Origin of the sequence: Paenibacillus guangzhouensis (assembly GCF_009363075.1) — a bacterium.
GTDB classification, from domain to species: Bacteria; Bacillota; Bacilli; order Paenibacillales; family Paenibacillaceae; genus Paenibacillus_K; species Paenibacillus_K guangzhouensis.
The window spans coordinates 3637634-3651542 of sequence record NZ_CP045293.1 but is presented as its reverse complement, the minus strand read 5'-3'; the positions used below and the strand labels follow the sequence as shown (position 1 = coordinate 3651542).

General features: G+C 50.4%; 10 protein-coding genes. 7 read left to right on the top strand and 3 right to left on the bottom strand.

Annotation, left to right across the window (positions count from 1 at the left end; all coding sequences use genetic code 11):
• Positions 1 to 4: 4 nt before the first annotated feature.
• Positions 5 to 451, top strand: coding sequence for a DoxX family protein (locus tag GCU39_RS16395; RefSeq protein WP_152394501.1), 447 nt, complete (start codon positions 5 to 7; stop codon positions 449 to 451).
• On the opposite strand, the gene GCU39_RS16390 is transcribed toward GCU39_RS16395, so the two are convergent.
• Complete coding sequence (locus tag GCU39_RS16390; protein WP_152394500.1) at positions 445 to 1065, bottom strand: flavin reductase family protein; 621 nt, start codon at positions 1063 to 1065, stop codon at positions 445 to 447. The genes GCU39_RS16395 and GCU39_RS16390 overlap by 7 nt on opposite strands.
• Positions 1066 to 1583: 518 nt before the next feature.
• On the opposite strand from GCU39_RS16390, the gene GCU39_RS16385 reads away from it, so the two are divergent.
• The 5 genes from GCU39_RS16385 to GCU39_RS32310 all read left to right on the top strand — a co-directional run bounded on the left by GCU39_RS16385 (position 1584) and on the right by GCU39_RS32310 (position 9159).
• Complete coding sequence (locus GCU39_RS16385; protein ID WP_152394499.1) at positions 1584 to 2228, top strand: class D sortase; 645 nt, start codon at positions 1584 to 1586, stop codon at positions 2226 to 2228.
• Positions 2229 to 2291: 63 nt separating this feature from the next.
• Positions 2292 to 6620: an LPXTG cell wall anchor domain-containing protein gene (locus tag GCU39_RS16380; protein ID WP_227793641.1), complete on the top strand. Its 4329-nt coding sequence runs from the start codon at positions 2292 to 2294 to the stop codon at positions 6618 to 6620.
• 157 nt (positions 6621 to 6777) lie between these two features.
• Positions 6778 to 8088, top strand: a complete 1311-nt coding sequence (locus tag GCU39_RS16375; RefSeq protein ID WP_227793640.1) for a phytoene desaturase family protein — start codon at positions 6778 to 6780, stop codon at positions 8086 to 8088.
• Positions 8063 to 8932: an RNA polymerase sigma-70 factor gene (locus tag GCU39_RS16370; RefSeq protein ID WP_227793227.1), complete on the top strand. Its 870-nt coding sequence runs from the start codon at positions 8063 to 8065 to the stop codon at positions 8930 to 8932. The genes GCU39_RS16375 and GCU39_RS16370 overlap by 26 nt, the downstream gene beginning before the upstream one ends.
• A 92-nt stretch (positions 8933 to 9024) precedes the next feature.
• Positions 9025 to 9159 (top strand): hypothetical protein, encoded by a 135-nt coding sequence (locus GCU39_RS32310; RefSeq protein WP_265333398.1) that lies wholly within the window; start codon positions 9025 to 9027, stop codon positions 9157 to 9159.
• A 71-nt stretch (positions 9160 to 9230) separates the two neighbouring features.
• Here GCU39_RS32310 and GCU39_RS16365 read toward each other — a convergent pair whose 3' ends face one another.
• Together GCU39_RS16365 and shc are read right to left on the bottom strand one after the other, a co-directional pair.
• Entirely contained in the window at positions 9231 to 9761 is a 531-nt protein-coding gene (locus GCU39_RS16365; protein WP_152394496.1) for a hypothetical protein, read from the bottom strand.
• Between the two features lie 104 nt (positions 9762 to 9865).
• Positions 9866 to 11764, bottom strand: a complete 1899-nt coding sequence (gene shc / locus GCU39_RS16360; RefSeq protein ID WP_152394495.1) for a squalene--hopene cyclase — start codon at positions 11762 to 11764, stop codon at positions 9866 to 9868.
• A gap of 219 nt (positions 11765 to 11983) precedes the next feature.
• Here shc and GCU39_RS16355 point away from each other — a divergent pair, with 219 nt between their 5' ends.
• The gene (locus GCU39_RS16355) at positions 11984 to 13822 is read left to right on the top strand and encodes a UbiD family decarboxylase (RefSeq protein WP_152394494.1); all 1839 of its coding nucleotides are present in this window, start codon (positions 11984 to 11986) and stop codon (positions 13820 to 13822) included.
• Positions 13823 to 13909 lie beyond the last annotated feature (87 nt).

The following is a 13909-nucleotide window of genomic DNA, read 5'->3' as shown; positions in this document are numbered from 1 at the left end:
TGCAATGGCGCCGTTTATCGTATTGGTTGCATCGTTTCTATTATTTCGTGGACTTGGATTTGTCGGTCTCTCCTACTTCGCCGATTGGCAGGCATCATTGCAAGCGGCCGTAGCACTGATGCTGTTGTTAACGGCTTCGGCGCATTGGGGGAAGCGATGTGGCGATCTAATTCAGATGGTTCCACCGACTTTGCCGAAGCGAGAATGGATCGTCTCAGCGACAGGTATCTTAGAAATCGCCGGCGCGATTCTCATCGTGTTGCCGTTCACTTCGGGCGCGGCGGCTATTGGCTTAGTTGTCCTGCTTATCGCGATGTTCCCCGCAAACATTCGAGCTGCGCGCGAGCGTTTAACTATCGGCGGTAAGCCCGTCCCCCCGCTTGGGGTGAGAATCGTCCTTCAGTTAATCTTTATTGCGGCGATTCTAGGGGCGTCGCCCCTATTCTACTGAGTCGTCGGTCCGAACACAGGTGCGAGTCTGGACGTGGAGAGCTGATGATCAAGTCCGAAATATTCGCAGAAATTCATAATCATCGGCTTCCATTTGGCGGGGTCGATGTAATGGGGATGTCCCTCCTTTTGCAAATGTTCTTCGATATGGACTTTCTGTATTCGAACTTCAAGCGCAACTAAGGAACTGGGTTCTTCGACAGGGTGTATATTCACGAGCGTCGCCTCAAGGTGGACGGGGCATTCCAATACGCGCGGCGCGCGAACTTGATCGGATGGCATTGGCGTAAGTCCGGCAATACCGAATTTATCCGCTTCATATTGATAGCCGCGCTGTGCCTTGGATGTCGGAACCGGGTTGCGGCCCGTTAGTAGTGTTAACAGCTCAATGGCGGGCACCAAATTTGTAGAGGGCAGATTTAATACGCATTCGCGTTCGCGCATAATATTCTGTACAGTCTGCGATTTGCTGCTCAGTCCCAGCATACATGTCTTATTGAGCCACCAAGCCGAGGACATCGGGGCCAAATTAGGCGTACCGTCTTCGTTCCGGGTGCTAATCAGAACAACGGATGTGCCAAAATAAAGGATTTTCGGATCGATCGTAACATGCATAACGGCTTCACATCTCCTATCTATCGATGAATTATTGACGAGTATAGCACAATCCTGCTCAATTGCAGCGGGTTTACGAATAAGACAGCAAGATAACGAAAGTTGTGGAATATTTCATGTCGGATGCGGTTGTTGTGTCTGCGGAATGTGTTCAATCTATGAAAGCGGACCCATCATTGGCGCGCTGGGAGACAAGGATCGTCAGCAAAAATTACCAAATTTGCACGAGCCCCCTTGGTTGAGCGATTTCGCTCAGGACTCTGCAGAAGCTGCCTTGACTTCATTTTCTTCTGCATGTAGAATCTGTCATTGGCATGGCAATGGCAAGTAGATTTACAGTGAATCATCCTTAATTGAGTGTTTAAAAGCTCTATGCATGCGTAGGGCTTTTTGTTTTTTTTACGAGTTGAAAAGGTTTGGTTTACGAGGGTCTGAGGATGATACATAGCGAACAAAGTTCGTACGGTAATCTACCAGTGAGGGATAGGAAATGTGATCAAGAGAGGGAGGAATGTGGAGTGAAGAGCAGATATATGGCGCCCCTCCTTATTGTCATTGGCCTATTTATTTTCAGCTATCCCGGTTTATCCGATTGGATGGACAATCGGCAGCAGCAGCGCTTGCTCGCGGAATGGCAGACAAGTCTTATGAATCTGGATTCCAGTACGGCAGGAATCAACACAGTGGATCGGTCCGTGGCGGGGGATACCGTACAAGAGAATGCGAATCAGCAAACGACTAGCGATTCTGACGTGCAAGGTATTCTGAGAATCGATAAGATCAATTTGAATCTACCGATTTTGTATGGGGCCACAAGCCAACATATGAAAACCACTGTTGCTCAAATCGAGAAAACAGGCAAAGTAGGCGAGGTCGGCAACGTGGCGATTGCTGGTCACCGCAGCCGAACCTACGGGAGAAATTTCAATCGACTCGCCGAAATGGAATCTGGCGATATCATTGAAGTGGAGACGAAGCATCAACATTATCAATATGTTGTTACGCAGAAAATGACCGTTAAGCCAGATGAAGTGTGGGTGTTGGAGCCGGAGGGTACGGAGAGAGAAATCACGCTTGTGACTTGCGAACCGATGGTGAATCCGACACATCGACTAATTATTAAAGGAAAAATGGTAGATGAGGAGCCGCGAAATCTCAATTGAGAGCTGTCACGGTTTTATTCGCTTGCCGTTATCATTTGATTGGGAGAGATGAAAGGATTGAAAATGAGGAAAACGAGGAAATGGCTATCTATCTATGTAGTTATTGCAATAGTACTGAACATGATGATTCCGATGGCTTATGCTGCGGATTTGCCTGAGAATGGTCTGCAAATCGGCGCAAAGGGAAGCAGTGTAACGGATGCCGTCTATGAGATTTCAGAGAATATCATTACTAGGGTCAGGCTAACGGTCGGAGAAGACGGACACGAGCAGGATGTCTCCGAGGTCAGACTGGATCCGGGGCAACGCGTGAAGATTTATTTGGACTGGGCGCTGCCGGCGAATCATGGGTATAAGGCGAACTCCACCTTCACATTTGATCTGCCGGATAAATTTACGCTTAGTCAGACGTTAACCGGGGATCTGTCAGGTGGTGTTGGATCGTACACCGTAACGCCGGAAGGCGAGGTAACGCTGCTGTTCAACGACACCATTGAGAATAATCAGGAAATGCACGGTTATTTCTATGTATGGCGCAAGCTGGATGCATCGAAGTTAGAGGACGGTACGGAGCAGAAAGTGCTGTTCCCGTTCAAAGATGAGATCAAAGATGTATCATTGCATTTCAAGCAAAAAGGCACGTCAATGGATAAAACAGGCGTCGCAGACAAGGGGTTTAATCCCAGCTCCATTCATTGGATCGTCGATTTGAACAAGGATGAGCGCATTATTCGCGAACCTCGCTTAGAAGATGTGATCCCTGCGGGACTTGATCTTGACGAAGCATCCATCAAGGTAGAGCGGCTGCAGGTTCACCTGGATGGGACGGTCAGCGTAACGAATGATGTCTATCGTCATTATTCGCATCAAGTAACTGACGAGATGACAGCGGAGGGGAAGAAGCAGCAGCGGTTAAAGCTAACCTTCGATAATCCGATCGATCATGCATACCGCGTAACCTATACGACGTGCATTCGTACGACAGAACAAGCGACGTATAGCAATCACGCGATGCTGTATGAGGGATACGATGATCAGGGCCAGAAGCCGCTGATGGAGCGTACGGGTAACGTCAGCGTGAAGTTTAGCCAATCGCTATCCAAAAAAGCAGGAGCCTATGACCCCGTGACGCAGACGGTGAATTGGGCGATTGAATACAATTACAATGAGCAGCGAATCCCGAAGGATCAAGCTTATCTGGTCGATACGTACAATCGTCCGGCGCAGGAACTCGTCGAGAACTCGCTTGAGGTCTATCGCGTCAAGATCAACCCGGATGGACGAGCGGCACTAGATCCTGCGCCGCTTGCGCAAGATGTGGATTATACATTGGATGAACAAAAGTCCGCATCGCAGTTCAAACTAAGCTTCAAACAAGATATTCAAGAAGGTTACTATATTCGTTATCAGACGAAAGTAAAGGACCGTGTCTTCCAGGATGGGCAAGCATCCAATGTCGTCGTGATGCATGACGGTAAGGAAAGCCAGGATTCGAAGCCGATTCGGGAAGTCATCCTATCGAAGAGCGGACGAATTACAAGCTATAAAGACAAAGAGATTCAGTGGACGCTGCAGGTGAATCGAGATCGACAGACCATGAACAACGTCGTCATTCGAGATTCGTTCGCGGATCAAGGATTAACATTTCTCGAGAGTAGTCTACGCATCACAGGGCTCGAGCCTGATCAGCAATATATCGTCGCGCCGGATCCCGATTATACGCGAGGATTCCAGATCAAGTTCATAAAGCCTGTGACGAAGGACTACATCATCACGTACACGACCCAATTTGATTCAGCTGCTTATGATAAGCAGAAGGTGAAGACGTATAAGAACCGGGCGGATATGACTTGGGAGGATTCTTCAGGAGCTATCCAATCCATTGGTAAGACGGCTGATGTCACACCGATCGAGAACATGCAGCATAATGGGAACAAGACAGGTGTCTATAACGCTGAAGACAAATCGATTTCATGGACGATCGATATCAATTACAACCAACATCATATTCCGAATGCGGTTGTAACTGATCAATTGACGGGTGAGCAGACATTATTAGAAGGTTCGCTCATGGTCAACAAAACGTCGATTGATGCCAAAGGTCAGATTATTGTCGGAGAACGATTCGATGCATACGACGTAGAATGGACGAAATCGCAGGGCGATGCCGTTGATGGATTCCAAATTACGTTCCGGGATCCGATTGATTCATCGTATCGAATAACGTATACGACAAGTTTGAAGTCCTTGTCCGTAGATCGCGAATATGCGAATCATGCAACGCTCTATGACAATACTGGTGGTGCGGGTACGAAGCTGTTCGAACAATCCAAGACAATCGCTCCAGTGTATGGTGGGGAGTCGATTGATAAGAAGGGGCGTCAAGGCACAGCGGTGAACGACATGGATCATGCGTATTGGACGATTCATATCAACCGCAGCCAATCCTATATTGCCGAGAACGCGGTCTTGGAAGATACAATGTCACCGAATCAGATTCCGTTAAAGGATACATTCAGACTCTATCAACTGAAAGCCGATGCGAATGGGCGATTGAGCAAAGTAGGCGAGGTTGATCCGCAGCACTATACGCTTGAGTTCCATGAGAACGCAGCGGCAGACAGCCCAACCTTTACGATAACGTTCCATCAGGCGCTTGAGAGCGCATATGTATTGGAATATCAGACCTACATGAATGCCGTGCATCTCGAGAAAGTGACGAATAGCGTATCTTTCGCCGGGAAGACCGCTCAAGAAATCGGAGATTCTGCGAATCAGGAGATTGTCGCTGACTTTGCCGGTGCAGGCGGTGGCGCGATTCATGCGGTAAAAGGAAATATAACCGTTGTTAAAGTAGATGCCGCTGATCCGAATCACAAGCTGTCAGGCGCCAAGTTCGAACTCTATAATGCAGCTGGCGACAAGCTGCTCGCCACATCCGACGCGACGGATCATGAAGGTAAGGCACAATTTATCAACTTCAAATCGGGCGATTATCAAATCAAGGAAATCATCGCTCCATCAGGGTATGTGGCGGATACACAATGGATAAAAGTGAAGTTTGACGCCAATAACACGACACAGACATTCGTGGTGAAGAACAAGAAGATTCAGCAAGCATTCGTGCTGACGAAGGTGGATCAAGATGATACCACGCGAACATTAGCAGGCGCCGTCTTCCGATTGGAGAAGAAGGTTGCAGGTGGGATGCAGATTGTAAGCGGGAAGGAAGCTCTAACAACAGATCATCAAGGACAAGTGGTCTTGGCGAATCTGGAGCCAGGTGACTATCAGTTGATCGAACTCAAGGCGCCGAAGGGATATAAGCTGGATCCTGCGCCGATCTCGTTCACGATTGATCCGAATCAGACCGTCATCAAGGAATATACGATGACGAACCGCGTGATCGATAACGGCTCGGTTGAATTGACGAAGGTCGATGGGTTCAATGGCGCTCCGCTTGAAGGTGTCTTGTTCGAGTTGCAAGATGCGTATGGCCATCCGGTTAGATCGCAACTGAAGACTGATGCCGATGGCAAGATCATGGTCGATGGTCTCGCGGCAGGGCGCTACCAATTCGTCGAGGTTGCTCCGCTAAGGGATTATGATGCGCTAGCAGAGCCGCTCCCGTTCGACATTGCAAACGAAGACCAGGTGAAGCTCCGAGCAGAGAATCACCTCACACCAGGGTCTGTGAAGCTGACAAAGGTGGAAGCGGAACAGCCGATGCTGCGATTGCAAGGGGCTGTGTTCAAGCTGCTCGATGCAGATAAACGGCCTGTGCAAGACCGTGAAGGCAACGAGCTAGAGCTATTCGTGACAGACAAGCATGGAGAAATGAGTCTCTCGGACCTTCGGCCAGGCATCTACTATGTCGAGGAGGTCCAAGCGCCGGTGGGTTATCGAGTGGATAACCGCTATACCAAAATCGAGGTGGTAAAAGGAAAAGAAGTCGCGGTTATCGTGAAAAATGCTCGCGACACCATCGGTGGGCGAGACGGGGAAAACCCAGTTACGGAACCACCTATCCCCCCTGATCCGAATAAACCGATCGGACCAACAGATCCTGTAGATCCTTCCGAACCGGGAACAGGAACGCCAGACGAACCGTCGGGCGGCGGAGAAGATGGCGCTTCACCTTCAGATGGTGATGCTGATGGGGGGACGTCAGAGCAAGGCGGCGGTAAAGATCAACAACCACCTGCGATCAATGAAGAGAAAGGCCGTCGTCCGAACGCAGAAGGCAGCGAAGGCGGCAATAACGGGAAAGGCAAATTCCTGCCGAAGACAGGGGAGGATAGTCCTCTTCCGATACAACTCGCAGGACTAAGCATCATGCTGCTCGGTATCGTTATATTTGCATATCAGCGCAATCGCAGTCATCATTCATAAACATTGGTTAGACCCCTTAGAAGGACGGTGGGAACTTTCGAGTTGCCCGCATCCATCTAAGGGGTTTTTGTTATCCGAATCACGCAGATTAATTACTTCATCCGATGTGTCACATCTAGAATCGCTCGCCCGTCATACGGGTATCAAGTTGAGAGGAATGATTCGGATGCTGAATAAGGATATTGTAATCGTAGGTGGGGGCATTGCTGGGTTAACCGCAGCTATCTTTGCAGCAAGGGCAGGCAAGCGGACAGTACTCATTGAGAAGCAAGAGCGTTTAGGTGGTCGGGGTATGACGAACAAGAAGAATGGAACGTATTTTAATTTAGGCGGTCACGCCTTATATCAAGGCGATGCATACGAGACGTTCCGGGAAATAGGTCTCCGTCTGCAAGGGGGTCAGCCTTCCATTGATGCATACGGCATTTGGAAGGATAAGCTTCAGGTAATGCCGACAGGACTAGGCTCCCTCATCAAGACGCCGCTGCTCACTTGGCGAGGGAAAATGGAGTTTGCAGGTTGGCTCACGAAATTCGGCAAGCTGGAGACCCATACCTATGACAAGATGAGTCTTCGGGAATGGGTTGAGACACATGTTCAGGACCCTATGGTTCGACATATGTTCTATTCCCTGCTTCGTACGGCAAGTTATGTCATGGCTCCAGATCTTCAAGCAGCGGGACCTGTATTGCGCCAATTCATTAGTGCCCTTCGTGGTGTACTGTACATTGATCGCGGCTGGGGCTCGATCGTTGAGGAGATGCGAGAGGTTGCTTCTAAACTCGGTGTACACATCATGACGAAGAGCAAAGTCGTCTCGATTGAGCATCGTGAAGGGCGTGTGGCGCATGTCTTATGTGAGGATGCCACGACGATTGAAGCAGCGAATGTGATCGTCACGGCGCCGCCTGCTGTTCTGCATCAATTGGTGCCGCATGCGGAAGCGACGGCGATTCAGATCTGGAAAGAACAGGCAATTGAGGTTACCGGAGCATGCCTGGATGTCGTGCTGCGTCGCTTGCCACAACCGAAGCATCAGTTCGTCTATGGACTAGATCAGCCGATCTTCCTCAGCAATCAGTCGCGTGCAGCGATGATGAATGAAGACCATGCGCAAGTCGTATCCCTTATTAAATATCAAGGAACAGAGAAGGACCCGAAGAAGGATCTGCTAGATTTGGAGCGCGCTTTAGACTTAATACAGCCAGGTTGGCGCAATGAACTCATCGACAAGCAGTATCTTCCAAAAATTCCGGTATGCTATGATTTTGCACATGTGAAGCGTCAAGCCGAACCGGGTCCTGCCGTACCTGAAATCACAGGCTTGTATGTGGCAGGGGATTGGGCCACCCATGGCGAATTATTGGTCGATGCGGCGACAGCGAGTGCCAAAAGAGCGGTTCAACATATCCTCACGCATGAGGGAATGGAGAGGGTACAACGTGACATCCACAGAATCATTATATAAATCCTATCGTAAGCCTCTATTCTCCTTGGCTTACCGTATGCTAGGCAGTGTCATGGATGCGGAAGATATCGTGCAAGAAGCTTTTATTGCTTATAATCAAGTGCCGAATAGAGAAGAGATTCAGAACGTAAGGGCGTTTCTCTACAAGATCGTAACGAATCGCTGCCTAGATCTATTGCGCTCTTCTGTTAAGAAGAGAGAGCTCTATGTTGGGCCATGGCTTCCTGAGCCCTTAGTTGGCCTTTGCAACCAAGAAGAAGATCCTTCGGATATTTATTTGCAGCATGAATCGATATCGACGGCCTATCTGCTGCTATTGCAGCAGCTGAATGCGGTAGAGCGTGCGATTTTTCTGCTGCGCGAAATTTTTCATTACTCGTATGATGAGATTGCGGAGATGGTTGGCAAGACAAGCGCGAATTGCCGCCAAATTTTCCATCGTGCCCAGCGAAGCATTCATTTTGATCCCGATCAGATCCCATCGATCACTGTCGCCGAAGGGCTGGTCAACGACTTCGTGACTTCGCTCACGCAGGGGAACAAGGATCGGCTGCTCGAGCTGCTGAGCGATAATGTCGTGTTGTACGCCGATGGCGGCGGCAAGGTGCGTGCGGGACTGATTCCGGTAGCCGGGGCACATCAGGTGGCTGGCTTATTGCAGAATCTGCTTCGGATGTACAGCGGGAAGTTCGATATGACGTACATTATGGTCAATGGGATGCCGGGTCTTCAGCTTACGTTGGATAGCGGTCTTCGATATGTGTATTCGTTCGAGTTCTTCGAGGGCCATATCCATGAAATCTATATCGTTGCGAACCCGGATAAGTTGAAGCATATACAGTGATATGAAGCCGAAATTGGTAATCTTGCTTGGCATGATCGTAGACAATCCCCCGAAGGGAGCAAGGCGCTCTCCAGGCCGTCTCGCTTGACGCGATGACGCATTTTATTTCGGGGGCATTGAATGAGACGGCGTTGTGGCTTGCACATGAATCCGTGCGCAAGGCAGCACTGGAGGATACGATGAAGGTGATCGCCATGTTCCTAGGTGGGGTCAGATCTCTGAAATGAAATGTGGCAGGAAAGGCAGCCGTAAGGCTGCTTTTTCCATTAGTGCGGACTGCTGAAGCGATTCGAATGCCCTAGACAAGATAGAATCGAATTAATCCTAAGATGGCAAATGCGAATAACACTGCGCCCGAACCGATGCCCGTAATCGCACTATTCGCGACGTTCAGCTTCGGAGCGAGGAATACCGAAATAACCGAGACAATGACGAGCAGGGCAGCAAGAACGTACAGACTGGCATCGTTAAATACGGGTTTCAGACCGATAAAATGGAGCCCGACGATGAAGGCAATCCAAGGTGCAACATAATCTTTGCGCTTCCATCGGATCAAGGCGAAAGCTCCAGCGGCAGCGAGGAAAAATTCAACATAGACAGTGATCAAATAGTTTCTGTAAGACGTCTTATCGTTCAATGCTGACGGGGCGTCCCAATGCGTTACGCTGAGATAGACACCGTATAAGCAGACGAGTAGCGCGATGCCCGATGCGATGCCAAGATAGAGACGCCAGCTTGCTCGCGGTCTCTCCTGCGCCCAGCCGAACCAACTAAAGCTAAACATGCCAAAAATAGCTGCGTACATGACGTAATCACGAATATAGTCCATCAAATCCCTCCTGAACCAAATGGTAAAAATTATAAATTAAAGTTTACTATATCATGAATGTGCAGGCTGGAAGACAGAAGTTTCCATATTCTCATGGAATGCCGCTATCGTGAACTTCTATATTTACTCTGGTAGTGACCTAACGTGAGTAGAGGCCAGATCGTGCGATAGCTGTGGTAATGGACGTAGAAAAAGTCCGGCAAACCGGCACCTGTCGGATAAGTGCTCGCCCAGTTTGTCTCGTGGAGTAAGGTAATTAAGCGATGCATGCCGCGGTCGATGGCAGGCGTCGGCTGCGCATGTGTCGCGATCAGCGCATCGATCGCCCATGCGGTCTGTGACGGTGTGCTCGCTTCAAGCGGCACATAACGGCGGAGCAGGTCGCTCTTGCAAGATTCGCCCCAGCCGCCGTCCTCATTTTGAATCGTCAGCAGCCATTTGACCGCCTTCTGGATGGTAGTATGATCTGGCGAGACACCCGTCGCAACCAGTCCTGTGAGTGCCGCCCACGTGCCGTAAATGTAACAAATCCCCCACCGTCCATACCAGGAACCATCTTCCCCTTGGTTCTCGATGAGCCACCGGGTGCCCCGGTGAATGAAGTCGTGCTTGGTGCCCAGTGCCGCGAAGTTGCCCAAGTACTCCAGTGTCCGACCTGTCAGGTCTGCTTCAGATGGATCGATCGCTGCGGATTTGGCTCCGGGAATCGCAAGCCAAGTCAGCATTTCTTTGTCGGTATTCTTCTCGAAAGCGGGCCACCCCCCATCATCGTTCTGCATAGATATGACCCATTGGATGCCACGGTTCCATGCGTCTAGGTACGCAGGATCTTGATGCGATAATCGCTGGATGGCACGTAACGCCGCTGTGCTGTCATCGACATCGGGGATAAATGTATTCGTCTCCGAGAAGCCCCAGCCGCCAGGAAGTGCATGCGGATTACGAATCTGCCAATCACCTGACTTGTGCTGCTGCATCTTGCGCAGGTAGCTAGCGGCATGTTGGATGGTCTTATGCTCTTCCGACATGCCGGCCTGTTGCAGGGCATAGGCGAGCAGCGCGGTGTCCCAGACGGTGGATGGAGAGTTCTGAATGGTCGTTCGTCCATCCGTAAGGCATTGCATCGCGATCAGCCCTTGTACGGCATGCGTGATCAGCGGGTGCTTCGTATCGTAGCCGAGGGCCAGGAGCGCGAAGACCATCAGGAGTGAGCAGCTGGCATAGCTGTATAGCGTGCCGTCGGCTTCGATCCGCTGTACCATGAACTGCTCGGCCTTCCTGGTCGCTGCCTCATGCAAGGAACGAGGCGTACCTATCAACTGGCTTAGGCCGGATTGGATGCTTGCGAGCAACTCTTGAAAAACTCTAGTCATGGGTTCCTCGTCTTCTTCTGTCGAACCGACATAGAGGTCAGAGAGATCCGGGGCCGCAACTGTCTTCTTGGAGAATTTCCGATCAGCCATCAACAGCAAGGGGACGAGATGGACTCTCGAATAGCCTGAGAAGTCATAGAGACTGATCGGCAACGAAGCAGGGAGCAGCATGATCTCAAGCGGGATGGAAGTAATCGATCTTGGCCATGGGCGCTGACCGGTGATGGCGAGGAACGCTTTGGTCAGAATGCTCGTGGCTCTCGCAAGTCCCCCCTTCGATAAGATGTAACGCTTCGCCCGCTGCATTGGCACATCGTGTACCTGGCTGTATCCGGAGTAGAGTAGGGCTTGATAAGCATCGACGGAGAGTGATAAGTTCCCCCCTTCCTCATCGGTATACCATCGCCATCCCCCATTCGGTTGTTGTTCCGCCAGAATGCGTTCATGCAGCCGCCGGATGAGCTCCTCGTTAGGAACGTTCAAGGAGCGAAGGAGAATAATGAGATAGGCATCGATGACAATGCCGTTCTCGAAGCAATAGTGCCAGCTTCCATCCTGCTTCTGTTCTTGGATTAAGCCGTAGGTTATCCGCTGGATTTCTTGATCGATTTGACTATGTAGCTCGTGCATGGGATCGTCATACCTCCAAAAGTCATTTTCCATCAATATATGACCAGGAGAACAGATAAAGATGTGAAATTGAATCTACTTCTTATTTGTTACAGTCTAATGAACCCGTGAACGATTCGGGCATCGGGCTTGTGATTTCGTTTCTTTTTTCACATAATAGAGGTTGGACTTGTTGTCCTCGTCATCTTGTTCTATATTACGAGAGATTGGAGTTATCCCATGAGATATCGCAATTTGGAAGAATGTATTATTGATCTGGAGAAACATGGCCATTTGGTTCGGATTCGCGAAGAGGTGGATCCGCATCTGGAGATGGCTGCGATACATATGAAAGTCTATGAAGCCGGGGGTCCGGCTCTATTATTCGAGAATGTCAAAGGTTCGACATATCGCGCCGTCTCTAACCTGTTCGGAACGATGGAGCGCAGCAAGTTTATTTTCCGCGATACCTGGCATTCGACGCAGAACGTGATTGGACTTCGCAACGACCCGGTGAAGGCGCTCAAAAATCCGTTCAAATATATCGGTACAGGGGTGGCAGCGAGAAAAGCATTGCCATTCAAGAAAAGCGGCGGTCCGGCAGGATTCAAAGAGATTCAAATCTCGGATATGCCGCTAATTAAACATTGGCAAGGCGACGGCGGGGCATTCGTGACGCTGCCGCAGGTCTATTCGGAGGACCCAGAGAAACCAGGCATCATGAATTCCAATCTGGGGATGTACCGTGTACAGCTGACGGGTAATGACTACAAGGTGAACCGGGAGGTCGGCATCCATTACCAAATTCACCGTGGCATCGGGGTTCACCAGCATAAGGCGAATAAGAGGGGAGAGCCGCTTAAGGTCAGCGTGTTTATTGGCGGACCGCCGGCGCATACGTTGTCAGCGATTATGCCGTTACCGGAAGGCATGAGCGAATTAACCTTTGCGGGCCTCTTGTCGGGACGACATTTCCGATACACCTATGTCGACGGCTATTGCATCAGTCTGGACGCCGATTTCGTCATTACAGGAGAAATTCATCCGGAGGACACGAAGCCCGAAGGGCCGTTTGGCGATCATTTGGGGTATTACAGTTTAATTCATCCTTTTCCGGTGATGAAAGTGCATAAGGTCTATGCGCGCGAAAATGCGATCTACCCGTTCACGGTCGTGGGACGGCCGCCGCAGGAGGATACGTCGTTCGGGGATCTGATTCATCAGTTGACGGGCGGTGCGATTCAGAACGAAATTCGCGGCGTGAAGGAGGTCCATGCCGTCGATGCGGCCGGTGTGCATCCATTGTTATTCGCGATCGGCAGCGAGCGGTATACGCCGTACCAACAGGTGAAGCAGCCAGCTGAGATTCTGACACAAGCGAATCGGATTCTAGGAACCGGGCAGCTAAGCCTCGCGAAGTTCCTGTTCATGACGGCGGAGGAGAAGGGGCGGAACGTCAGCACCCATGAGATGGAGGATTTCTTAGGCTACATCTTGGAGCGAATCGATCTGCACCGAGATATCCATTTCCAGACGAATACGACGATCGATACGCTCGACTATTCAGGAACGGGATTGAATACGGGCAGTAAGGTTATTTTCGCTGCGGTGGGCGATAAGAAGCGGGAGCTGTGCACGGACGTTCCCGAACTCATGCAAGGACTTCCAGGCTTCGAGCAAGTCAACTTCGTGATGCCGGGGATTGTCGCCGTTCGTGGACCGCAGTTCACGAGTTATCCGGAAGCGGAGCAGCAGGTGAACGATTTATGCGATGCGATCCGTGCGAGAGGGCCGCTGACCACATGCCCGATGATCATTTTTTGTGACGACCCAGCTTATCTGAGCGCGGAGCTGAACAATTTCCTCTGGGTGACGTTCACGCGGAGCAATCCGTCGCATGATATCTATGGGGTGAACAGCTTCTATGACTTCAAGCATTGGGGCTGCGATAATGTCATCATCGACGCGCGGTCGAAGCCGCATCAGGCGCCGCCGCTCATTCAAGATCCCGAGGTGGAGGAGCGCATCAAGCGCGTGTTCGCGAAGGGTGCAAGTCTTAGTGGGGTAGGAATGAAGTAATTGCAGAATCCGTTGAAATGGTAGATAAGAGGGCTTAAGCGCAGTAGTGTGCTTGAGTCCTTTTTTATTAGCAGGAGGTTACGCTAA

Bases quoted from the DNA above. Each gene is read 5' to 3' on its own strand.
- GCU39_RS16395 (WP_152394501.1), top strand. From the start codon at position 5: ATGGCGCCGTTTATCGTATTGGTTGCATCGTTTCTATTATTTCGTGGA.
- GCU39_RS16390 (WP_152394500.1), bottom strand. From the start codon at position 1,065: ATGCATGTTACGATCGATCCGAAAATCCTTTATTTTGGCACATCCGTT.
- GCU39_RS16380 (WP_227793641.1), top strand. From the start codon at position 2,292: ATGAGGAAAACGAGGAAATGGCTATCTATCTATGTAGTTATTGCAATA.
- GCU39_RS16375 (WP_227793640.1), top strand. From the start codon at position 6,778: ATGATTCGGATGCTGAATAAGGATATTGTAATCGTAGGTGGGGGCATT.
- GCU39_RS32310 (WP_265333398.1), top strand. From the start codon at position 9,025: ATGACGCATTTTATTTCGGGGGCATTGAATGAGACGGCGTTGTGGCTT.
- GCU39_RS16365 (WP_152394496.1), bottom strand. From the start codon at position 9,761: ATGGACTATATTCGTGATTACGTCATGTACGCAGCTATTTTTGGCATG.
- shc (WP_152394495.1), bottom strand. From the start codon at position 11,764: ATGCACGAGCTACATAGTCAAATCGATCAAGAAATCCAGCGGATAACC.
- GCU39_RS16355 (WP_152394494.1), top strand. From the start codon at position 11,984: ATGAGATATCGCAATTTGGAAGAATGTATTATTGATCTGGAGAAACAT.